22 protein-coding genes are annotated in these 23,293 nt (G+C 29.9%); 21 read left to right on the forward strand and 1 reads right to left on the reverse strand.

Going from position 1 to position 23,293, the window contains the following annotated elements:
- Nucleotides 1–45: 45 nt before the first annotated feature.
- The 21 genes from AC2H4K_RS13545 (at nt 46) to AC2H4K_RS13645 (ending at nt 22,123) form a co-directional block, all read left to right on the forward strand.
- Nucleotides 46–912 (forward strand): ABC transporter permease, encoded by an 867-nt coding sequence (locus AC2H4K_RS13545; RefSeq protein WP_493742482.1) that lies wholly within the window; start codon nt 46–48, stop codon nt 910–912.
- Nucleotides 913–915: 3 nt separating this feature from the next.
- Entirely contained in the window at nt 916–2,211 is a 1,296-nt protein-coding gene (locus AC2H4K_RS13550; protein ID WP_493742483.1) for an ABC transporter ATP-binding protein, read from the forward strand.
- Nucleotides 2,212–2,225: 14 nt separating this feature from the next.
- Nucleotides 2,226–2,999 (forward strand): putative nucleotide-diphospho-sugar transferase, encoded by a 774-nt coding sequence (locus tag AC2H4K_RS13555; RefSeq protein WP_493742484.1) that lies wholly within the window; start codon nt 2,226–2,228, stop codon nt 2,997–2,999.
- Nucleotides 2,992–3,882 carry a hypothetical protein gene (locus AC2H4K_RS13560; protein ID WP_493742485.1) on the forward strand — a complete coding sequence of 297 codons (891 nt, stop codon included), beginning with the start codon at nt 2,992–2,994 and terminating at the stop codon, nt 3,880–3,882. Before AC2H4K_RS13555 ends, AC2H4K_RS13560 begins: the two co-directional genes overlap by 8 nt.
- A complete protein-coding gene (locus AC2H4K_RS13565) occupies nt 3,873–4,709 on the forward strand; it encodes a polysaccharide pyruvyl transferase family protein (protein WP_493742486.1) in 837 nt (278 codons plus the stop codon). Before AC2H4K_RS13560 ends, AC2H4K_RS13565 begins: the two co-directional genes overlap by 10 nt.
- A 31-nt stretch (nt 4,710–4,740) precedes the next feature.
- On the forward strand, nt 4,741–5,454 hold the full coding sequence (locus AC2H4K_RS13570; RefSeq protein WP_493742487.1) for a class I SAM-dependent methyltransferase: 714 nt from the start codon (nt 4,741–4,743) through the stop codon (nt 5,452–5,454).
- Nucleotides 5,455–5,470: 16 nt separating this feature from the next.
- Nucleotides 5,471–6,475, forward strand: a complete 1,005-nt coding sequence (locus AC2H4K_RS13575; RefSeq protein ID WP_493742488.1) for a glycosyltransferase family protein — start codon at nt 5,471–5,473, stop codon at nt 6,473–6,475.
- 7 nt (nt 6,476–6,482) lie between these two features.
- On the forward strand, nt 6,483–7,676 hold the full coding sequence (locus AC2H4K_RS13580) for a glycosyltransferase family 4 protein (protein WP_493742489.1): 1,194 nt from the start codon (nt 6,483–6,485) through the stop codon (nt 7,674–7,676).
- A gap of 13 nt (nt 7,677–7,689) precedes the next feature.
- Nucleotides 7,690–9,072, forward strand: coding sequence for an asparagine synthase-related protein (locus tag AC2H4K_RS13585; protein WP_493742490.1), 1,383 nt, complete (start codon nt 7,690–7,692; stop codon nt 9,070–9,072).
- A 2-nt stretch (nt 9,073–9,074) separates the two neighbouring features.
- A complete protein-coding gene (locus AC2H4K_RS13590) occupies nt 9,075–10,127 on the forward strand; it encodes a glycosyltransferase family 4 protein (protein WP_493742491.1) in 1,053 nt (350 codons plus the stop codon).
- A 4-nt stretch (nt 10,128–10,131) separates the two neighbouring features.
- Nucleotides 10,132–10,980 (forward strand): sulfotransferase domain-containing protein, encoded by an 849-nt coding sequence (locus AC2H4K_RS13595; protein WP_281140004.1) that lies wholly within the window; start codon nt 10,132–10,134, stop codon nt 10,978–10,980.
- A 6-nt stretch (nt 10,981–10,986) separates the two neighbouring features.
- On the forward strand, nt 10,987–12,174 hold the full coding sequence (locus tag AC2H4K_RS13600; RefSeq protein ID WP_281140003.1) for a glycosyltransferase family 4 protein: 1,188 nt from the start codon (nt 10,987–10,989) through the stop codon (nt 12,172–12,174).
- Between the two features lie 67 nt (nt 12,175–12,241).
- A complete protein-coding gene (locus AC2H4K_RS13605) occupies nt 12,242–13,303 on the forward strand; it encodes an exostosin domain-containing protein (RefSeq protein WP_281140002.1) in 1,062 nt (353 codons plus the stop codon).
- A 189-nt stretch (nt 13,304–13,492) separates the two neighbouring features.
- Nucleotides 13,493–13,870, forward strand: a complete 378-nt coding sequence (locus AC2H4K_RS13610; RefSeq protein ID WP_493742492.1) for a DapH/DapD/GlmU-related protein — start codon at nt 13,493–13,495, stop codon at nt 13,868–13,870.
- Entirely contained in the window at nt 13,863–15,185 is a 1,323-nt protein-coding gene (locus tag AC2H4K_RS13615; protein ID WP_281140000.1) for a glycosyltransferase family 2 protein, read from the forward strand. The genes AC2H4K_RS13610 and AC2H4K_RS13615 overlap by 8 nt, the downstream gene beginning before the upstream one ends.
- A 2-nt stretch (nt 15,186–15,187) precedes the next feature.
- Nucleotides 15,188–16,261: a glycosyltransferase gene (locus AC2H4K_RS13620; protein ID WP_281139999.1), complete on the forward strand. Its 1,074-nt coding sequence runs from the start codon at nt 15,188–15,190 to the stop codon at nt 16,259–16,261.
- Between the two features lie 5 nt (nt 16,262–16,266).
- On the forward strand, nt 16,267–17,394 hold the full coding sequence (locus tag AC2H4K_RS13625; protein WP_281139998.1) for a glycosyltransferase: 1,128 nt from the start codon (nt 16,267–16,269) through the stop codon (nt 17,392–17,394).
- A gap of 129 nt (nt 17,395–17,523) precedes the next feature.
- Nucleotides 17,524–18,327: a transglutaminase-like domain-containing protein gene (locus AC2H4K_RS13630; RefSeq protein ID WP_493742493.1), complete on the forward strand. Its 804-nt coding sequence runs from the start codon at nt 17,524–17,526 to the stop codon at nt 18,325–18,327.
- Nucleotides 18,328–18,356: 29 nt separating this feature from the next.
- A complete protein-coding gene (locus tag AC2H4K_RS13635; RefSeq protein ID WP_493742494.1) occupies nt 18,357–19,712 on the forward strand; it encodes an O-antigen ligase family protein in 1,356 nt (451 codons plus the stop codon).
- Nucleotides 19,666–20,673 carry a glycosyltransferase family 4 protein gene (locus tag AC2H4K_RS13640; RefSeq protein ID WP_281139995.1) on the forward strand — a complete coding sequence of 336 codons (1,008 nt, stop codon included), beginning with the start codon at nt 19,666–19,668 and terminating at the stop codon, nt 20,671–20,673. The genes AC2H4K_RS13635 and AC2H4K_RS13640 overlap by 47 nt, the downstream gene beginning before the upstream one ends.
- A 55-nt stretch (nt 20,674–20,728) precedes the next feature.
- Nucleotides 20,729–22,123 carry a sugar transferase gene (locus tag AC2H4K_RS13645; RefSeq protein WP_281139994.1) on the forward strand — a complete coding sequence of 465 codons (1,395 nt, stop codon included), beginning with the start codon at nt 20,729–20,731 and terminating at the stop codon, nt 22,121–22,123.
- Nucleotides 22,124–22,126: 3 nt separating this feature from the next.
- Here AC2H4K_RS13645 and AC2H4K_RS13650 read toward each other — a convergent pair whose 3' ends face one another.
- A complete protein-coding gene (locus AC2H4K_RS13650; protein ID WP_281139993.1) occupies nt 22,127–23,293 on the reverse strand; it encodes an Lnb N-terminal periplasmic domain-containing protein in 1,167 nt (388 codons plus the stop codon).

Here is a 23,293-nt window from a genome sequence, read left to right on the forward strand (position 1 = left end):
TCTGAATAAATAGTATATTAGCAAGACTAATTAAAACGCGCTAAATTGTTGAGCAATAAGGAAGATGAATGGCTATATACCATCTCTGCAAAGAGAAAACTCATCGACTTCAATTTTAAAGAAATTTGGCGTTATAGAGACTTATTGTTTCTGTTTGTAAAACGCGATATTGTTACGCTTTACAAACAAACTATTTTAGGACCGCTTTGGTATCTCATTCAGCCTTTATTTACTTCTGTAATTTTTACATTAATATTTAATAATTTAGGACAAATACAAACAGGTAATGTGCCTCCTTTTTTATTCAATTTGGCAGGTATTACGGCTTGGAATTATTTTAGGGACTGTCTTAACAATACGTCGAGCACCTTTACAAAAAACCAGAACATCTTTGGTAAGGTTTATTTTCCAAGAGTAATATTACCAATGTCTATTACGATTTCCAATCTTTTAAAGTTTGGTATTCAGTTGCTGATTTTTATTGGATTTTTTATATACTATTATGCAACAGGTTATAAATTAAGTATAAATTCTAATATTATTCTGTTTCCAGTTTATGTGGTTATTATGGCAATGTTAGGTCTTGGTTTAGGTATGATTTTTTCATCCCTTACCACTAAATATCGAGACTTAACGGTGTTATTAACTTTTGCAGTACAGCTACTCATGTATGTGTCTGCCGTGCCATACCCAATGTCTGAAGCTAAATCAAAATTTCCGCCATTGGTAGCAAGTATTGTGGAATATAATCCTTTAACGCAAATTATGGAAGGATTTAGATATATGCTACTTGATATTGGTGAATTTAACTTCGTTAGATTTTTATATACATTAGGTATAAGCCTGTTTATATTTTTAATGGGATTAGTTATTTTTAATCGTACCGAAAAATCCTTTATTGATACCGTGTAGAAGATGTCTGAAGTAATCCTAAAAGTAGAACATATAAGTAAGCAATACCGGTTAGGTCTCGTAGGTACAGGCACACTTAGTCATGATCTAAAACGTTGGTTTTATAAACTTAGAGGAAAAGAAGATCCTTATCTAAAAATTGGTGACACCAACGACAGAAGTAAAACCGCAGAGAGTGATTACGTTTGGGCAATTAAGGATATTAATTTTGAAGTTAAGCGAGGAGAAGTTTTAGGTATAATAGGAAAAAATGGGGCAGGAAAATCCACACTACTAAAGATACTCTCAAGAGTTACTAGTCCAACGACTGGTGTGATAAAAACCAAAGGTCGTATCGCGTCGCTGTTAGAAGTAGGTACAGGCTTCCATCCAGAGCTTACAGGAAAAGAAAACATTTATCTCAATGGCGCTATATTGGGAATGACCAAAACTGAAATTAAGGCCAAAGAACAAGAGATTGTGGAATTTTCAGGATGTCAACGTTACATAGACACACCAGTAAAGCGTTATAGCTCTGGTATGCGTGTGCGTTTAGCCTTTGCAGTAGCAGCATTTTTAGAACCTGATATTTTAGTGGTAGATGAGGTCTTGGCAGTTGGTGATGCTGAGTTTCAGAAAAAGGCCATCGGTAAAATGCAAGATATCTCTAAAGGAGATGGTAGAACGGTGTTATTTGTGAGTCATAATATGGCTGCTGTACAAGATTTATGTTCTCGAGTAATAGTGTTAGAGCATGGAAGGACAGTTTATGATGGTGAGACACAAGGTGGTATAGACTATTATTTGAATAATGATGAGGTTTCTAGAGGTTTTATCGAATTTGCTAAAAACCAAAATGTATTTAAAGCAAATTTTAGTCGTTTTGAAATTCTAAATATTTCCCGAGTAATATCATCAAAATTTAATTCAGGCGAACGAATGATATTTAGGAGTATTATTCTAGTAAAAGAAGAATTAAGAAATCCGATTTTTAGTCTTCGAATAAGTGATGCTAATAATATAAATGTTCTAGTATGGAGAAGTAATGATTATATTAATGGGCCTATAAGAAAAAATCTTAATGATAATTTTATAGTTGAGATTGAAACCAAGGATTTATTTCTTCTTGATAACATTTATAAAATATCTATAAGTTTGTTAGATGGTAAAGAATTACTAGACTACGCTGATAAATTTATATCTTTTGAAGTATTACCAGATAAACCAAATGAAGACTTTATTTCTATTACAAGAAAAACAGGGTATAATGGTTTGATATTCTCAGAAGGAAAGTGGAATATAATTACTCAAAATACATAGGTTAAATAATAAAAATGAATGTTTGTATATTATCTGGAAGGTATCCAGAGACTAAATTTAAATCTTATATAAATCATAGAATATATGCAGATTACTATGGTTATTCTTATGTTCATTGTAATTGGCCAACAAAAAACACAAATAATTACTACAACAAGATAGTCTATGTTTTAAGTTATCTAAATAACTTTGAGTATATAATATGGATAGATGATGATGCTTTCTTTTTTGATTTTAATAAGGATATAATGGATTATGCGCCAAAGGGGGATAGTTTTATATCTTTCTGTAAAAGCCCTACTTTCAAAAACATTAAGACTATTTTGAGTTCGGGTCAATTTATTGTTAAAAGTAATTCTGATTCTAAAGAATTCTTCGAAGAGATTTTAAAAACAGATCTTAAAATCGTAAAAGAATGGTGGCGTCCTGAATTAGGTTACTTTTCAAATGGAGACCAAGATGCAATGATATATCATCTTAAAGAGAATATTAAATATAAAAATAAAATGGATTTATATGACTATCAATGTTTTAATAGTAGATATGAAAATTTATTCGGTATTGATAAACACAATCCATTAATATTACATTTTACAGGAACAAAAAAAATAAAGGAAGAGAATTATTTAAAAACACAGAATGAATTAAACTTGCATCCTTCTTTAGTAGCTAATTCTTGGTTAAAAGAATATAATGTAACTATAAAAGAGAATTATAAGATAAACATAAATAAAATAAAGTTAAAATCTAAAATTTTGAAATTAGGGAAAAATCTATTTAATGATTAAAACTTTAAAGAAATATCAAGCAAATTTTTTTCCAGCAAAACTAAAAAAAATACTTGCATCCTATACTTACACTTTCAATCCTAGTTATTGTTTTTGTAATAATACTCACTATTTAGCAATAAGAACATATCGTGCTAATGAAAAGGAAATAAAAGGAGTAGTTTTTATTTGGAATAACAATGTTGATATATGTACCCTTGATTTATCAAATTTTTTTAAAGATAAATTAGGAATAAATAAAGTTGCTGACCCTAAACTCTTTTTGATGAATAATAAAGTTTTCGGAACTTTTAATACAGGAAGAGAACTTTATAAGTTCAATAGTTTATTTTTATTTTCTTTTGAAAAAAGGAGTATAGATGAATATTTTACTTGCGAGTTTGATGAACGAACTGATATTGAAAAAAATTGGGCATTTTATTATTATAAGAATGACCTTTATGCTCTTTATAGCCTAGATCCTTTGACAATTATAAAAGCTTGTAAAATAGGGGATGATTTCATTAGATTTGAAAAGTATTATCAAGATAAGAATCAACGCTTAGCAAAACATTCAATTGGAACTCAACTCTTGAACTTTAATAATGAAATTTTGGGCATATCTCATAAAAAAATAACATTTAACGGAAGGAGAATGTATTTTGGAAGACCAATAAGATTATTATTATCTAGTGAACCAAAAATTGAATTAGCGAAAAGGGGTTTTCTTACCCATTCGATTAAATCTTTACTAGGAAATACTCATAAATTTAATAAGCAATTGATTTCATGTACTTATTTTTCAGGTTTATCAAAATTAAAAGATAAAATTGTAGTTAGTTACGGTATAAATGATGTGGAATATAATATAGCTAAAGTAGATAAGCACTCGTTATGGCAATAAGAACTTATTATTGGGATCAGCGTAATGTTTCTAATTATACTTATTTTAAAAATAAGTTGTTAAATAAGAAAAAGCATATTTTTAAGTATGGGAATGCTGGTGATATGTTTAATGTGGATTTAATAAAGAAATTTTATAAAGAAGATATCGAGAATGTCAAAGGTGAAGGCAATAGGGTACTTTTTGTTGGTTCTGTAATGAATAGGGTTAAAGAAGGTGATATTATAAATGGAATAGGTTGGAAAGGAAATGATCTAAGTTCTAAAAAGGAATTACTATGTAATCTTGAAGTAAATGGCGTCAGAGGACCTTTAACAAGAGAGTTATTTGAAAAATTTAATGCAAATTTATCTAATTTAAAGTTTGAATATGATCCTGGTTTGTTAATAAAGGAAGTTTATGACATAGATACATCTAGGAGTTCTAATAAACAAATTATATTCATTCCTCATTTTAGAGATGAAGCAGTTTACAAGAAAAAATTTCCTAAAAGTATTAAGCATGTGACTGTTGATTCTAGTCCTTTAAAATTAGCAGATGAAATCTTAAAATCTGAGGTTGTATATGCATCTTCTCTACATGGTATAATTTTTAGTCATGCCTTAGGAAAACCATCTGTATTTGTCAGACCTCAATCTAATGAACCTATTTTTAAATTTAGAGATTATTATCTTTCGGTAGGCTTAAATATGCCAGACCCCTTGAGTGATATTAGCAAAATTAATTTTTTAAGAGATAAACCATCAATTCTGAGTCGTTCAATAGGTTTGAAAGATTTTTATTTTCCTGATATAAAAGAACTAAAATCAAAGAAAGTTGCTTATTAAATATTGATAACTAAAAAGATTAAATTTTTTCATGGAAATAGAAAGTCAGAAATCATTTTATGATGAATATTGGAAAGAATACAAATTACTTAATAGTTTACAATTAAGGAGGTGCATTAAAATTCTTGAATATTTCACTGTAGTGAAGCGTAAGAAAAAACAACCTTTGATTATAGATTTAGGTTCTGGAGATGGAAGGTTAAGTGCATTTTTAGGACAATTTGGACCAACTGATGCTATTGAATTATCACAATATGCGGTTGATAAGGCAAACAGGTTATATTCAAACGTTAATTACCAACAAGGAGATGTGTTGACGTTTGATTTTAAGAATAAAAAGTATGATGTAATTGTATCTCAGGAAGTAATTGAACATATAGAAAATAAACAGAAGTATATTGATGTTTGTAATAAAATATTAAAGCCTGATGGATATTTAATACTTACCACACCAAATAAGACTACTTTAGATCATATGACAGATGGTAAAACATGGTCTAATCAACCAATAGAGCTTCCTTTGTCTAAAATGGAATTAATTAATTTATTAAGAAGGAATAGGTTCAAAATTATTAAGTACGAAAGTATAGTGTATAATTTTGGTGATAAGAGCTACTATAAGATAATCAATAATCGATGGTTGGTTGGTGCTTTTAATAAAATAGGTTTGAAAAATTTTAGAGAGACTTTTTTATCTAAATTCGGATTTGGGTTGCATCATTGTATTTTTGCTCAAAAAATATAAAAAGTCAGTCACTCTCATGAGAATAGGTCTTGTAATTACCGTTAAGAATGAAGAGCGTATTCTTCGGGAAAATTTGCTGTATCATAAAGAAATTGGCATTAACAAAGCATTTGTATATTTTGATGGAACAACGGATGCGAGTTGCGAATCAATTCAAGACCTCGAATTTGTTAAAATGTCAAATTCTATTGAAAAAAGTAAATACGAATCATTAAGTTACTTAAAGAATTTTATAACAAATTATGATGAACATCATACAGCTAGACAATGTTTAAACACCTACGATGCTCTTCAAAAATGTAAAAAAGAAAATATTGATTGGTTAATATCTTTAGACGCTGATGAATTAATAATAACTCACAAGATTGAGTGCAGTAATCTGAAAATCTTTTTTAGTAAAATACCGAAACCTTATGATGTGGTAAACTTTAAACCTTTTGAGATTTTACAGACCCAACTACATTTCAACAATGTATTTAAAGAAGCCATCCTGTTTAAGTCTTCACCTCAATTAAAAAATAAAATCGATAGGATTTACAAAAAATTACTTAATCCTTTTGAGAATAAGTTTCATAAATTTCCATATTGGTATGGACAGCATTTGGGAAAAACCGCAATTAGGGTTAGCTCCTCCAAAGAAATTGTTCCAAAAAATGTTCATAGAGTCGTTTATAACGATGGTGGTTTTACAAATCAAATTGAAAAAGTAGGAATGCTTCATTACCACATGTACGATTCAGATGATTTTATAAAGAAGTTTAAAAACTTCGAAAAGCACCCAAATACTTTTCTTTCTGGTAACAACATCGAAGGTATAAAAATGTTGTGCCGTGATATTGTCAACTCAGGTTTGTATAGTTCAAAACAATTAGAAGATTATTTTAAAAAATATATTCTATTTGATGAAAAGGAAGTGGATAAGCTTAAAAAGAATAGAAATATGCTTCTTCAAAAAAGAGAGCATGATACAATTACCGTAATAACCAGTGTAAATAAAGTGTTTTCTAAAATTAATAGCTAAATAAAAATTGAAACCTAAGCTTAAAATAGTAATATTTGATGGTAGTTTTAAAACCAGACCATTCATTAATACTGTCATAAAAAGTCTAGGTAAAAAACATCAGATATATGTACTAGGATTTGATAGTAATGTAGAAAAAAAAATACAAGGAGTTAGGTATATGGATTTAGGTACTCAAAGAAATAAATTGAATTTATTGAGGCGAAGTCTAGGGTTTGTTTTTAAAAATCTATTTAAAAAGGATGGAATCACAGATTTTCAAAAATTCATAAAATTAATAGTACGTTTTGATTCCTCAGGTTTAAAACACTTTAATTTTAATAAGGCTTTAGCACAAATTAAACCAGATATAGTGCACATTCAATGGATATCGTTACTACCTTACTGTCAAACTATTCTAAATAGTAATAGTTATAAAGTAGTTTTAAGTCAGCTTGGATACCAATTAAATGTAAGGCCATTTGTAGATGAAGAAAATGAAGTATATCTAAAGTACTTGTATCCAAAAATCAGAGGTTTTCATTCAGTTAGCAAAGCCATAAAAGAAAAAAGTAATCTTATATATGCGTCACCTTCAAAAATAGATAAGGTTATTTATTCAGGTTTTAATTTTAGTAGTTTTCCAGATATTTGCTTTTACGAGAAACAAGAAACATTACAACTATTATCTGTAGGGCGACCACATTGGATTAAAGGCTACGACTACATGATAAAAGCTTGTGTGGATTTAAAAAATCACAATATTGATTTTCATTATACCATTGTAGGCGCTAAAGGTAACGAAGAGTTGATATATATGATTAATGATTTAAACCTTCATGAATATATTACTATTACAGATTCACTACCTCAAAAAAAAATTTATCAATTAATGGCTAATTCAAGTTTGCTGGTGTTACCGAGTTTGGCAGAAGGAATAGCAAACGTGGTCATAGAAGCTATGGCAATTGGGCTTCCTGTTTTAAGTACGCGTTGTGGAGGGGTAATAGAATTGATTACAGATAACCAAACAGGACTTTTAGTTCCTATAAGAGATGCAAATGCGTTAAGCAAAAAGATTCAAGATTTTAACATACTACCTTTAGATAAAATTAATACGCTTAGAGTTAGTGCTAGAGAAAAAGTTGCGAAAAATCACAATATAGAGAAAATGACAACTGACTTTGAAGATTTATATTATCAATGTCTGCAAAACGATTAGTTAGATTTTATTAATGAAAACTATAAAGACAAATATAATTCCGAGCCGTCAGACTTTCGTAAAAGTCAAAGGAGAACATGTTTTAAATTACGAAGCTATATGCGTGTTTACGGCAATTGGTTTTTTTCTAGATAAGGATACATATTATAAAGATGAAGTTTGTCTAAAGCCAGGTACAATTAATACTATTGATGAATTTGGTTATTTGGTAAAAAGTGAATCTTGGTTTAACTGGGATTACTCACCAAGAGATATTAGTTTCGAAGATGCTATTAATGAGTTTTCTGAACTTTTTGAATCTATTATAGACCAACAAGTAGGAGACAAGAAAGTTGTATTGCCATTATCTGGAGGGTTAGACTCTAGAACACAAGCGGTAGCTTTAAACTATCTCAACAAAGATGTTGAATCTTATAGTTATTCATTTGAGAATGGATATAACGAAGCTAAGCTGTCAATGCAAATTGCTAAGGTTTGTAAATTTCCATTTGAATCTTTTAAAATCTCAAGAGGATATCTTTGGAATTGCATTGAAGAATTATCTAAAATAAATCAATGCTACGCAGAGTTTACACATGCTAGGCAAATGGCAGTAGTGGATGCTTTAAAGTTGAAAGGCGAAGTATTTTCCCTTGGACATTGGGGAGATGTCCTTTTTGATTCTACAACAGATAAACAACTTTCTGGTAAAGAAGAGGTAAACTTAATCCTTAAAAAAATAATTAAACCAGGTGGATTACAATTAGCTAAAGCACTTTGGGAGTCTTGGCGTCTAGAAGGTGATTTTGAGTTGTATTTAAGAGCTCGAGTTAAAAGTTTGCTTTCACAAATAAATATCGAAAATTCAAGCGCAAAGATTAGAGCATTCAAATCTATGTATTGGGCTCCAAGATGGACAACAGCTAATTTATCTATTTTTGAAAGTATACATCCCATCACATTGCCATTTTATGATAATGAGATGTGTAAGTTTATATGTACTATTCCAGAAGATTATTTGGCAGATAGAAAACTCCAGATAGCTTATATAAAAAAGAGAAATAAAAAACTTTCAAAAATTGTTTGGCAAGAGCAAAAACCTTTTAACCTAAACAACTTCCACTTCAACAAGTCACCTTATAATTTACCATATAGAATTAGTAATAAATTATATAGAACACTTAAAAGTATTGTGGGTAAAACTTATGTTCAACGTAATTGGGAATTGCAGTTTTTGGGTAAAGAAAATGCTAAAAATCTAGAGGAGTATATCTTTAGTGAAGATTTCTATGAACTAGTTTCAAAACAAATTGTTGAAAATATTTATGATAGTTTTAAAGAGGTTGACAATGTTAAGTTTTCACATCCCTTAAGTATGTTATTAACCTTATCTTTATGGCAAAAGAATAATAGTTGAGTTTGAAACCAATTAGAATATTATATACTATTCCTAATTTTAAAACAGCCGGAAGTCAAAATGTTTTGCTTTCAATACTAAGAGGGCTAGATTCTGAAAAATTTAAGGTGTTTATTGCTGTAGAAAATTTTCCTGAACTTATTCCAAATGATATCTCAGTTTCTAACCAAATACATATTCAATACATAGGTAGGCTTTTAAAGGATGTTAAAATGTTTTCAAAAGTATTAAAAGAACATCGGATAGATGTGTGTCATTCTTGGGATTATAAATCTAATTTTATTGAGGTGATAGCATGTCGATTAACCGGAGTTAAATACTTATATACAAAAAAAAATAATGCATGGTCAAGGCGATGGTTGCTAAAAAGTATATTAGCCAATTACATCGCTTATGATAATCCTGAGATGAAATCTCGTTTTTTCCACGCTTTTTATTTAAGATCAAAAATTACGTTCATTCCTCATGGTGTTGATTTGAATAAGTTTAGTGTCAAAGAAAACCAGACAAGTGATGTTTTTAACCTCTGCTGTATTGGAAATATTGTCGCAAACAAAAACCAAAAGCAAATCATTGAAGCTTTGCTAAACTTGCCTAATGATGTTCATTTAAATTTATACGGAAAAGAAGACGAAGCCTATAAAGATCAACTTGTTCATTTTATAGAGGAAAATCATCTCCAAAAACGTGTATCATTCAAAGGTTTTGTAAAAAATGATGATATACCACAGGTGCTTTCTCAACAACATATTTTTGTCTTATCCTCAATTCAAGAAGGATTGCCAGTGAGTATTCTTGAAGCTCTGGCTTGTGGAGTTCCTGTTTTGAGTTCAAATTCAGGTGGAGGCGCTAAATATATTTTAAAAGACGAAAAAGGAGGCTTTATATTTAATTCAACAAATGAGCTAGTAGAAAAAATTGAAATACTATCAAACAATAAAGAATTGTACAGTAAATTAAAACAAGAAGCTGTAGAAAATGTGAAGTCTCGTTTTTCATTAATAAAAGAGATAAATGCATACAAAAATTTATATTTGAAACTTATCGGAAAATAGAATTTTGAAATCATATAATAAACATATTATCATAGCAGGTTCTGCTCGAAGTGGTACTAGTTGGTTGGCCGAAATTATAGCTTTACAATTTCGCTACAGACTTTTGTTTGAGCCAGAGCATGAGTATCAAACCCAAGAAGGTCATCTCATTTGTGACAAATTTATTACTGAAGGAATTTTACAAAAAGAACAAGAAGAATATTTCAAAAAGATTTTTAAAAACAAAATAGATAGCGATTGGATTGCACAGATAAGCAACAGAAAATTGAAGATGCATTTATGGCCTGTTGTTCCTAAAAAGTATGTGATAAAATTTGTACGTTGTAATTTAAGTGCTCATTTTATGAGTTCGTATTTTGAAATCCCATTGTTGTTTATAACTAGAAATCCTTATGATGTCATACTATCTCAAAATAGAGTAAAATTTAATTGGCTATATAACCTCAATCATTTCAAGCGTCAAAAACCAATTACAGAGGTTTTAGAATCTAAATATAACTTTAGCTGGGATGAAGCTGATGATTATTCTGAAATCGAAACCTTATCGCTAAGATGGTGTATAGAAAATAAAGTAGTTTTTGATTTACATGAGGAGGATAATTCTAATTTGAAAATTGTAAAGTATGAGGATTTGAAGTCAGATATTAATTTGTTTTATTATTTGTGCAAAGCCTATGACTTAAAACCACTATCGAATTTAGAAGAACTCTACAGTAGACCTTCCTCTAAAACGCATCCAGAAAGTAATATAAAATCGGGTTCTGAAAATGTCCAAAATGTAGATGCATATAGCTTTGAAAGCATTAAAAAAATATTAGATAGGTTTAATGTGGATAATTATCAGATACCTTAATTCCAAATGAGAATAGGACTTGTTATACCATCTACACCAGGTTATTCAGAAACCTTTTTTAATAGTAAAATTAAAGGGCTATTAAACAATGGGTTTGAAGTTTTAATTTTTACACAGACAATAGAACCAACTTTTAATCTGTGTAAAGCCTATAAACATCCAAAAGTTAAAGGAAACAAGCTTTTGGTTTTGTTGAGTACGGTTAAAGTCTTTTTAAGATTAGTATTTCATTTAAAAAAGGTAATTAAATATTATAAATTATTGAAAAACTCGGGTTTATCTTTTAAAGAAATTTTAAAGCGTGTTTACTTAAATAGTCATATTTTAAGCAACAATGTAGATTGGTTACATTTCGGTTTCACAACACAAGCTATAGGAAGTGAATATGTGGCAAAAGCGATTGGCGCAAAAATGGCTGTAAGTTTTAGAGGGTTTGATATTAATGTTTATCCTTTAAAACATGAGAATTGTTATTTAGATGTTTGGAAAAATGTGGATAAAATCCATTCTATCTCCCAATATTTAGTTGATGAAGCTTATACTTTGGGATTACAAAAATCGGTCCCAGTTTCTATTATCACACCTGCTGTCAATGAGAAAAATATAAATGAATCTAAAGGCAGTCAATATTTCATAGATTTCAAATCACTTACAATATGCACTGTGGCAAGATTAAATTGGATAAAGGATTTAACAACAGCTATAGAAACTATAAAGATTTTAAAAGAAACTTATGAGCATATTAATTACCATATTATAGGAGATGGAGATCTTAAGGAAAGAGAACGTTATCTATTTATGGTAAACCAACTTGGTCTAGAGAAAAATGTTATTTTCCATTGGAAGTTAAATCATAATGACACACTAGAACTTGTTAGTAGGTCAGATATTTATTTGCAGACCAGTTTAAATGAAGGGTTCTGTAATGCCGTTTTAGAAGCTCAGGCTTTAGGGAGGTTATGTGTTGCTTCAAATGTTGGTGGCCTTAAGGAAAATATAGTTGATGGAGAAACTGGATGGTTAGTTAAGCCACAACAGCCAGAATTATTTGCAAAAAAAATTGTTGATGTTATTCAACTCTCTGATAAGGAGAAAATAGCTGTTTCTCAAAATGCGATAAGTCGAGTTCAAGAGAATTTTCTATTGAGTGACCAAAATATAAAATTTGTTGAGTTTTATAAAGCTAAAGAATAAGAACTGAATAGACTGGATACTACTAATTAATGATTAGTTTTACGCAAAAGCATAGCATTATTTCCTTATGAAATTGTTTTTTCCTAAAAATTATTATGATAGTAATTATAGAAGGCATTTGTTTGCTTTGCTCAAGCCTTTTATAAAGGAAGAAGGGTTTAATGATAAAGATCGAATCTCAAATTATGGTATTTCAGAGAAGGATGTTGATTTTACAAGTAAACTTGAAGAAGCAGATTTTGTGATATTAACAATGTCTTGGATGTATTACAAAATGACTGATCAACTTGATAAGGCTATAACGTTTATTCAAAAAGCAAATCAATTGGGAAAAAAGGTCATTATATCATTACCAAGTGATTTTGGTATAAATATTCAGGAAGATTTGGATGTTATTGTGATTAGAGAGCAAGGTTATAGGTCTAAGTTAGATGAGTGTCATTACTGTGTGCCAGTATTTGTTGAAGATCCGTTAAAAAAGTACTATAATAAATCAACAATTTTCAAAAGGCAATTTAGTTCTCAGCCAACTGTAGGTTTTTGTGGACAAACAGATGATAGTATAACTGAAGCACTAAAAGAGCTGGCTAAAATCATGGCTAGAAATCTGCTCTATTATTTAGGTTTGCGATACCAAACACCTCATCAGTTTATTACAACCAAATATTTAAGGTCAAGGATGTTGAGTTTATTTCAAAATAGCTCTAGCATAAAACCTAACTTTATATTGAGAAAACAGCACAGAGCTGGTGTTGAGAGATTAAAAAATAGAGACACACATAAAACAACCTTAGAGTTTTTTGATAATATAAAGAATTCAGATTATGTTTTGTGTGTTAGAGGTGTAGGCAATTTTTCAGTAAGATTTTATGAAACTTTAGCAATGGGAAGAATACCAATTTTTGTAAATACAGATTGTATTTTACCGCACGATACTTTTTTGAATTGGAAAGATCATGTAGTTTGGGTAGAGTATAAAGATAGGCATCGAATAGTAGAAAAAGTGATGGATTTCCATAGTAAACTAGATGATAAAAAGTTGAATGACTTATTTGAGGCAAACAGAAAACTATGGGAAGATAAATTAAAGTTAAAGACTTACTTTCAAAATTTATTTCAAAATCTATAATGTTGTAGTTTTGAAAACAAAGTAGACTGAATATTGAAACAGTTAAAATATTTCATAGCAGATGTCAAGAGGGCAATCGGTAGAAAAAAGCTTCGGATTTTCACTGTCTTTTTTACACGATCATTTTGGGGGCTTTTTAATTATCGTTTGGAACGTTGTGGTTATGATTTATTCGGTGGTTTGTACCCTGTGATAAGAATACTCTATCTTCCTTTTTCTTTTGTATTTCAAATAATATCTAATATAGACATACATTATAAAGCTGATATTAGAGGAGGGGTGTTGATTCATCATCCTGCATTAGGAATTGTAGTTAATGGCGTCTGTATAATTGGGTCTAACATAACGTTGACAGGAGGAAATGTGTTAGGAATAAATAAATCATGTGAAAAAGGCGATTTTACAATTGGTAATGATTGTAATCTTGGAGCTAATGCAACCATAATAGGTCCTTTAAAATTAGGAGATAAAATTAAAGTTGGTGCAAATGCATGTGTTGTAAATTCGTATACAGATTCAGAACTCGTACTTGTTGGAGTTCCTGCAAAACCTTTAGAAAATGTTTAATTTTCTAAAGTACATACAGCCCACACATTACTTTGCATTGCCATCAAAAACAGCATATATTTTTCCTATATATGAGAAGTTGCCAGTTGAAATGAAAAATCAGTTACAACCTGATGAAAACTTCACTTCGGAAAACGCAAAGTTATACGATTTGTCCTGGCAAGCTATACAGTTGGGTTACATAGGTAAAACTGAAACCTACAGTAGCTTTATTAGTATTTCTGTAAAGGATAATTATTATTTTTTAAGGAAGTATTTCAGTGCATTTTGGAGTATTTATGTTTTGATGATTAGAATATTGAGTTTTAAAAACCCAATAAAGGAGTTTAAAGGATTTTATAAAAGTAAACACATAAAACGTTCTCAATATCTCAAGAAACCTATAGCTTATGATAATTGGGATACTTTTAAGTCTTCTTTAATTGAGAAAAATCCCAAGTTAAGTGTTATAATCCCAACGCTAAATAGATACAAGTATTTACATGATGTTTTAAAGGATTTAGAGCAGCAGGATTACTCTAATTTCGAAGTTATAATCATAGACCAATCAGAGCCTTTTAATGCATCATTTTACGAGTCTTATAATTTAGATATTACAGTTGAATATCAACAAGAAAAAGCACTTTGGTTAGCACGAAATAGGGCTATTAAATTAAGTAAAGGGGAATTGATATTGTTGTTTGATGATGACAGTAGAGTAGAGTCAAATTGGATTTCAAATCATTTGAAATGTATCGATTTTTTTAATGCAGATATATCGTCAGGAGTATCTTTGTCAGTTCTTGGTGATAAAATTCCTGATAATTATTCGTTTTTTAGATGCTCAGATCAATTAGATACAGGCAATGTTCTTATAAAAAAGGAAGTTTTTAAGGACATAGGACTCTTTGATAGGCAATTTGAAAAACAGCGAATGGGTGATGGTGAATTTGGTTTAAGAGCTCATAAAAAAGGTTTTATTAATGTTTCTAATCCATACGCTAAAAGAGTACACTTAAAAGTTGGTTCAGGTGGTTTAAGAGATATGGGAAGTTGGGACGCCTTTAGACCAAAAAATGTTTTTGCGCCAAGGCCAATTCCTAGTGTTTTGTACTTGTATCGCAAATACTATGGTAATCATAGAGCAAGGCTAGAGTTGATAAGAACTGTACCTTCATCTGTAATGCCTTATAAATTTAAAGGAAATAAAGCGCTTAAGATTGTAGGTGTATTTTTTTCAATCTTAATTTTTCCACTTATCTTATTTCAGGTGTTGAAATCTTGGAGGCTAGCTTCTGTTAAGCTTAAAGAAGGTTCAAAAATAGAGCAGTTGTAGTTATGAAAATTGTTCAGGTGATAGATAGGTTAGAAGTTGGTGGAGCAGAGCGTGTTCTAGTAGATCTCACAAATTTATTACACGAAAGTCAGCATGATGTTAGTGTAATTTGTCTTTTGCAAGAGGGGCAACTAGATGCTCAGTTAGATTCTGAAATACCTATAACTTATATACATAGAAAGAATAAATTTAATCCTATCTACCTCTTTAAACTTTATAAAGAGTTAAGTAAATATGATGTTATTCATATTCATCTGCGGCAAGTCCTTAGATATGTGTCTTTACTTTTTTATCTGCCTAGATTACATAAAAAAAGTGTTGTTTTTTTCCATGATCACTTTGGGAAAATTTCAGAAAATAAATCTATCAATAAGAGTATAAAAGTAGCAATAAAAAAATGTTCTGCTTACATAGGTGTGAGCGAAGAATTAGTATTGTGGGCAAGAGAAAATAGTTTGAATACTAATATCTATAAATTAGCTAATATTATAAGGAAAAGTGAAATTAGCATAAAAGATAAAAGAACTTATAACAACAAAGTAGAAATAGTTTCGGTTGGTAATTTTAGACCTCAAAAAAACTATGAGTATCTGTTGGATGTGATAAAAAGTAGCCCAGATAATTATCATTTTACAATTTACGGTCAACCTGTTGATAAGTCCTATTTTGAGAAGATTAAAGCACAGATTGAAAATTTCAATATCGCTAATAAAATAACTGTCATCACTGATTGTAAAGATATTAAGAATGAATTACACAAATATGATATAGGGATGCATACCGCAAAATCTGAAACAGGCCCTTTAGTTGCGATAGAGTATCTAAGTGAAAACCTACCTTTTGTGGCATATAATACAGGTGAAGTGGCTGATAAGGTAAAATTAGAATTTCAAGAATTTATTCAAAACGATTTTGAGGTAAACAATTGGTTAAAGCATATAGATGTGCTTTTGAAAAGTAAAAATGAACTAGAAGCTAAAATAGAGTTGTTTTACAATCAAAATTTCTCAGAAGAAACTTACCTTAAATCCTGTGTTTCTATTTATGAAGAATTATTAAATTCAGCCAAAAAATAAATTAATTGAAACTTGCTATAATATCACATACAGAGCACTATAAATTAGCAGATGGAACTATAGTAGGTTGGGGACCAACCATAACCGAAATCAACTTTTTAGCTCAAATTTTTGATGAAATCTATCATATTGCAATGTTTCATGATGTTGAGGCGCCAGATAGTTCGTTACCTTATATAAGTGATAAAATTAAATTTGTACCCATTAAACCCTCAGGAGGCCATTCAGTATTAGATAAAATTAAAGTAGCCTTATCTGCACCAAAAGTTGTAAAGACGGTAAACTCGGTGCTAAAAAAAACAGATTGTTTTCAATTAAGAGCACCAACAGGAATAGGTGTTTTTTTAATTCCATATTTAACACTTTTTTCTAAGAAGAAAGGTTGGTATAAGTATGCTGGTAATTGGAATCAAGAATCTCCACCCTTGGGTTATGCTTTACAACGGTTTATGCTAAAACATCAAAGTCGTAAGGTAACCATAAATGGAAGTTGGCCAAATCAAAAAACACATTGTTTGAGTTTTGAGAACCCATGTCTTACGGAAAGCGATTTGAAAAATGGATCAAAAGTACGAAGCGCTAAAAGTAATAATGTTCCAATTAATTTTTGTTATGCCGGAAGATTAGAACGAGAAAAAGGGGTTGAGCGTATCATTAAAGCTTTTAATTGTTTAGATGAAGAAATGTCTAATAAAGTCGGGACTGTACATTTGGTTGGTAATGGTTCTGAGATAGAGTATTTTAAAAGCTTAAGTACGAATAGTAAAATTGATTTTATTTTTCATGGCTTTTTGCCGACAGATAAACTATTTAAAGTTTATGAAAAGTCACACTTTTTTATAATGCCAACCACAGCTTCTGAAGGTTTTCCTAAAGTTATCGCGGAGGCTATGAATTTTGGCTGTCTTCCAATTGTTTCAAATATATCTTCCATTGGTCAATATGTCAAAGACGGTGAAAATGGATTTTTAATTACCCCTATTAATGAGGGTAATGTTTTGAAAGTCATTACTAAGACCCTTTTAATGTCATTTGATTCTTATACGCAAATGGTAGAAAGTAATACTGAAAATGTAAGAAAATTCTCTTATTTATATTATATTGAGCGAATAAAAATGTTATTAGGCGAATAAAAGGCCGTTTAATTCAATTGAGAATTTATTCATTGACAGACAATGTTATATTTGTGTAAAATTAATGGGCCCTACCTCGTAATTTATAATATTATAACTAATTAGCTAAATATTAATAAATTCAACTTCATGGTTTTTGGACTTAACAAAATCTCATGGGCTCTGCGTAGACATCCACTATTGTATATTACAAGATTTAGGTTGCTTTCAAAAAATTCAACTATAAAAAAGCTTGATGACGATTATTATAATATCGAAAACAAAAAAGCTACAATTCCAAGTTTGTTTTATGAAGTAAATGAAATAATTTTTAAGGAAGGAAAACCTAATTCTGACTTAGATAAAGCTATTTCTATAGCACTCTGGCTTAAAAAAAACATTAAAGGAGGTAAAGGACTGAGTCTAGCATCTGAAGAAGCTTTAAAAGCTATGATTAATGGTAATGGAGGTGTTTGCAGTGATATGTCTCAAATTTTTAACAATTTTTGTGTAATTAATGATATTAAGGTTCGTGAATGGGGGATTACTATGATTCCATTTGATAAAAAGTATGGTGGACATTCTACCAATGAAATTTTCTCTAAAGAGCTAAATAAGTGGGTGCTGATAGATGTTTCTAAGTCTATACTTTTTTACTATGAAAAGAAACGAGAGCCATTATCTTTATTTGAAGTTTATACATCAAATTTCTCTCATAACTATTATACTTTTCTAGAGAAAAATATTGATGATGTTCAAATACAAAATTATTACTACAATAAAAAGGCATCTCCTTTTTTAATAAGTAAGTATAATAACTCTATTTATGATAAATATTTAAAAAGTTTGGATACTAAATTCCCAGTTTTTGTAATACACTTTTTTATTTATTTATCAGGAAAAAGTTACAGTTATAAATTTCCATTAAATGATTATAAGAATATGTTTCGTTAATTTTGTGCGAAACCTATTAAAGATTCTTATTGAGATCTGATAATAAATATATTTTTCTAGTACTTTTTCATGTGCTGATAGGTATTTTAGTATACCTAGTCAAACCATTATCAAATGTGTACTTTTTTACGGCTCTTATTTATTTCTTAGGAGGGTTGATTTTGACCGGAAATAAGAACAAACTTTCTTTTGTATTAAATGGTTGTGCATATTTTGTAGGCGCCGAGGTTTTATTCAGGATGACAAAAGGAGGCTTAGCATACGAAAGCTCAAAATATCTTGTTATCTTATTTGTTTTGATGGGAATGTTCTTCAAAGGTATTTCAGGCAAAGGTTTTCCATATTTTGTATATTTAATTCTTTTGGTTCCAAGTGTATTAGTTGCATCTGTAAACCTAGATGTAGATGCAAATTTTAGAACAAATATTGCATTTGCATTGAGCGGTCCAGTGTGCTTAGGGTTAGCCTCTTTATTTTTTTATAACAAAAAAGTAAGTAATGGTGATATTATTGATATGTTGGCTTACGCTTCTTTACCAATAGTTAGCATGACAACATATCTTTTTTTATATAATCCAAGTATAAAAGAAACAATCCATAATACAGCTTCAAATTTTCGTACTTCAGGTGGTTTTGGTCCTAATCAGGTAGCTACTATATTAGGGTTGGGAATGTTTACATTTACAGTTAGGATACTTCTGAAATCTCCTAATTTATTTTTAAAAATATTCAATATGGTATTTTTAGGTTTGTTATCTTACAGGGCTGTTATAACCTTTAGTAGAGGTGGTGTGTTTGCTGCTGTAATAACAATTGCTGCATTTTTATTTTTTATATTCATTAGAGCTAAGCCAAGATTAAAAAATAAGATACTTAGTTCATTTTTTTTATTAATTGTTTGTTTAGGATTAACTTGGTTTATAAGTTCTTTAAATACAGGTGGATTGATTGATAAGAGATATGCTAATCAAGATGCGTTGGGTAGAGATAAGGGAGATGTTAGTACAGGAAGAGTCGAATTGTTTTACAATGAATTACAAGGCTTTGTAGAAAACCCTTTTTTAGGTATAGGCGCGAGTAATACAAAATATAATAGAGAAGAGGGAGTATCAGTGGTTACTCATAATGAAATTAGTAGGCTTCTTTCAGAACATGGGATAATGGGTATTTTGATTATTATTATATTAATTTTCACTCCTTTATCTTACAGATCGATTAATAGAAAGAATTTATTTTTTTATGCGTTTCTCTCATTTTGGTTTGCAACCATAAATCATTCTGCAATTCGGCTAGCAGCACCTGCATTTTTTTATAGCTTAGCCCTCCTAAATATTAAAAATGAAAAACGTCCTATACATAGGAAACGCCTTATCAAAAACAGGTAAGACAAAATCTACCATAGATACCTTAGGTGTACATCTAGGCGAAAACTATTCAGTAAAAATAGCTTCCGATAAGTCTAATAAAGCCCTTCGTATTTTAGATATGGTTTGGTTGGTTATTACTAATTCAGCTAAAGCAGATATTGTGCTTATTGATACATATAGTACAGTAAATTTTTATTATGCTTTAATAATAAGCCAATTGTGTAGAGTTTTTAATATTAAATATATAAATATACTTCATGGTGGTAATTTAGAATCAAGGTTAAAAAACAATCCTAAATTGAGTGCTATGATTTTTAAAAATGCGTATAAACTTGTAGCACCATCAAATTTTTTGAAATCTGTATTTGAACATTATGGATATAAGAGTGTTGATTACATCCCAAATACTATTGAAATTGAAAAATATGATTACAATGAAAGAAAAATAGATAGTATAAATTTACTTTGGGTAAGATCATTTTCTGAAATCTATAATCCAGAATTAGCAGTTTTAGTTTTGGAAGAGTTACTGAAAAAAGGCTATGCAGCAAAATTGACTATGGTAGGGCCTGAGGTTGATGGTTCACTAAACGAAACAAAGAAACTAGCAACAAACAAAGACCTAGCTGTAAATTTTACAGGAAAATTGACAAAAGAAGAGTGGATTAAATTATCCCAAAAATCTAATGTTTTCATTAATACAACGAACTTTGATAATACGCCTGTTAGTGTTATAGAAGCTATGGCTTTAGGCTTACCTATTGTGTCAACAAATGTCGGAGGAATCTCTTTTTTGATTAATAATGAGGAAGAAGGGCTTTTAGTTTCTCTAAATAATGTAGAGGAACTGGTTCAAGCAATCCTAAAATTTAAAAATAATGATGTGTTTAGATTAAAGACAACTAAAAGCGCTCGTCTTAAAGTTGAAAATTTTGATTGGAATAAGATAAAACCCTTATGGAAAAAGCTTTTAGCTTAACATAATGCTATAAATCAATTGTAGTTGTTATCTTTACCCTATAGTTGTCCCTTAAATGGCTAAGAAAAAAGGAATTCATTTCGAAGTTTCAGAACGTAAGATTCTACTTAGAATAGTAGATCTTATCATGGTATTCTTAGGTCTTTACATCATTAGCCTTTCTTCTGAGATTGAATATTTAGAAGTAAGTTCTAATAATTCTACAGCTCTCATTTTACTTGGATTTTATATAACAGTTTTTGGAACTGTTTTTGAAATCTACGACCTTCAAAAAGCTAGTCAATTAGATTCTACTTTTAGAAATGTAGTTATAACCACATCCACGGTTGTTTTATTTTATCTGTTAACACCAGTGTTGTCACCTTATCTACCGGAAGAACGTATTCAAATAGCCTATTTTTACTTAACTATAATTGCCTCAATTTTACTTTGGCGTTTTCTATACATTTATTTGATTGAATCTCCTCGTTTTTATAAGAGAGTTTTAGTTGTAGGTGAAGTGTCTAATATAGATAGTCTGGTTAAATCCTTACGTAATTCAGATCCTAATTACAAAATAGTTGGTTTTATAAATAGTGAGGAAACGACTTCGGAATCTGTAAAATTCAAAGGTTTAAAGGAGTTTGAGTCAGCTGACTTTCTAGACATCATAGAAAAAGAAAAAATCTCAGAGATTTTAGTTGCTAGCTTTAATACAGAAGCAATAACGGCTGAGGTTTATCATGATTTAATGCTTTTACTAGAACGTGGATTTAAAATTCGTGATTATACTCAGGTTTATGAAGAAATGCTTCTTAGAGTTCCAATTCAATTTGTAGGAAAGGATTTTTATAAGTATTTCCCATTTAGTAGAAGCAATGAGAATCAACTATACATTTTCTTTCACCGTTTGTTTGATATTTTGTTCTCAATCGTAGGTGTCTTATTTGGTATTATTTTACTACCATTAATTTACATAGGTAATTTGTTAGGTAATAAAGGACCTTTGTTTTATTCTCAAGAACGTGTTGGTAGAAATGGGAAACCATTCAATATTCTGAAGTTGAGAACCATGATAGTGAATGCTGAGGCTGATGGTGTAAAATGGGCAAAAAAAGATGATAAGCGAATTACAGCTTTTGGGAAATTTCTTAGACGTTCTAGGTTAGATGAAATACCACAATTCTACAATGTTTTAAAAGGAGACATGAGTATTATTGGACCAAGGCCAGAACGACCATTTTTTGTAAATGAATTATCGCGTATAATTCCATTTTACGAAACACGCCACATTATAAAACCAGGTCTTACAGGTTGGGCTCAAGTTAAGACCAGGTATGGGGCTTCTGTTGATGATAGTCTTTTAAAATTACAATATGATTTGTTCTACATTAAACACAGAAGTGTCTTTCTCGACTTCAATATTGCTATTAAAACCTTAAGCACTATACTTTATTACAGAGGTCAGTAATTATCAAGAATTTAAGCACTTTAAAAGGTAAACGTATCTTACCAATAAAGCAATTATTAGAGGAATAAGACCAATCGTGAAGGCTTGGATTCCTATAATCCAATGTAAAGTCATTAGGCAAAGCATAATAATTAAAAACTTAATGTAACTCTTAACCCAATTTTTTTGTTTGTTTTTAACGATGGCTCCAATTACAAAAAGATTAAGCGGAAATGCCCATAGTAGATTATAATTTTGAGCAGTAGCTGTATGGTCGGTAGCAAACCACAACAGTAAAAGAATAATACCAATTATTCCGGTGATACTAAATAGAATAATATCTAGCCATCTACTTCTTTTCTCTGTTTTAAAATCTTTATAGGTGATGTATAGAATTACAATAGAAATAATACCTACAATCATTAGTGGACTCAACAAAAAGTTAGAACTAGAATTACTTGGTTTCTTTTGTAAAACGACAGATGAATATTTAACCAAATCATCTGAATTATTGATTTTTGCATTTTCAAAAAACTCATGAATATACTTTGGTAAGAACATAAACTCTCTAGGTGTCGCCTCCTTATCAACAACGGAACCAAGCGCGATATCAATACCAAAACTTCCCCAAGAATTAAGCTTTACGTGTTCATGAATAAGTTCTCGAAATGTCTTAGATTCAAAATTCTTAGGAGTATCAAATTGTATAGAACTGTTGGTTGCAATTTCACTAACATCTCTTATTCGTGTTGCACAGTTATCATAGAAAAAATCGTAGAGATACCTTCTGTTTTCAGGTTTGTAGTTGTTTTCTAAGTAATCAAATAACCTTTGTTTTTGTTCAGGAGAAAGGTTTAAAACTTGTTCTTCTATGGTTCTATTATAATACAGGTAATGATTATAAAAATCTCTAAAACTGTCTCTACTTATGAGGTAGTTTAATTTTCCACGTGCAAACTTTAAATAAAAATTTGGTGCACCGAAGTCATATTCACCGTAGCCATAAACAATATCAACACCTAAGGTTCTATCTTTAATTCTGAAAGCATTATGTCCAAAAGCATCATTCAAAGATTCACCAGATCCAACTGTGAGTACGGATACTTCTGCGCTTGGTGATAGTTTGAATTGTTGTGCGGAAAGCGAAACAATAGAAAAAGTTAGAAGAAGAAATAAAGCGTTTAGTCTCAT

The sequence above is a fragment of the Winogradskyella sp. 266wxhm genome, assembly GCF_058964685.1.

Coding starts and splice junctions, on each gene's coding strand:
- AC2H4K_RS13555 (WP_493742484.1), top strand. CDS start 2,226: ATGAATGTTTGTATATTATCTGGAAGGTATCCAGAGACTAAATTTAAA.
- AC2H4K_RS13615 (WP_281140000.1), top strand. CDS start 13,863: ATGTTTAATTTTCTAAAGTACATACAGCCCACACATTACTTTGCATTG.
- AC2H4K_RS13630 (WP_493742493.1), top strand. CDS start 17,524: ATGGTTTTTGGACTTAACAAAATCTCATGGGCTCTGCGTAGACATCCA.
- AC2H4K_RS13650 (WP_281139993.1), bottom strand. CDS start 23,293: ATGAGACTAAACGCTTTATTTCTTCTTCTAACTTTTTCTATTGTTTCG.
- AC2H4K_RS13560 (WP_493742485.1), top strand. CDS start 2,992: ATGATTAAAACTTTAAAGAAATATCAAGCAAATTTTTTTCCAGCAAAA.
- AC2H4K_RS13620 (WP_281139999.1), top strand. CDS start 15,188: ATGAAAATTGTTCAGGTGATAGATAGGTTAGAAGTTGGTGGAGCAGAG.
- AC2H4K_RS13600 (WP_281140003.1), top strand. CDS start 10,987: ATGAGAATAGGACTTGTTATACCATCTACACCAGGTTATTCAGAAACC.
- AC2H4K_RS13645 (WP_281139994.1), top strand. CDS start 20,729: ATGGCTAAGAAAAAAGGAATTCATTTCGAAGTTTCAGAACGTAAGATT.
- AC2H4K_RS13570 (WP_493742487.1), top strand. CDS start 4,741: ATGGAAATAGAAAGTCAGAAATCATTTTATGATGAATATTGGAAAGAA.
- AC2H4K_RS13640 (WP_281139995.1), top strand. CDS start 19,666: ATGAAAAACGTCCTATACATAGGAAACGCCTTATCAAAAACAGGTAAG.
- AC2H4K_RS13585 (WP_493742490.1), top strand. CDS start 7,690: ATGAAAACTATAAAGACAAATATAATTCCGAGCCGTCAGACTTTCGTA.
- AC2H4K_RS13575 (WP_493742488.1), top strand. CDS start 5,471: ATGAGAATAGGTCTTGTAATTACCGTTAAGAATGAAGAGCGTATTCTT.
- AC2H4K_RS13565 (WP_493742486.1), top strand. CDS start 3,873: ATGGCAATAAGAACTTATTATTGGGATCAGCGTAATGTTTCTAATTAT.
- AC2H4K_RS13605 (WP_281140002.1), top strand. CDS start 12,242: ATGAAATTGTTTTTTCCTAAAAATTATTATGATAGTAATTATAGAAGG.
- AC2H4K_RS13550 (WP_493742483.1), top strand. CDS start 916: ATGTCTGAAGTAATCCTAAAAGTAGAACATATAAGTAAGCAATACCGG.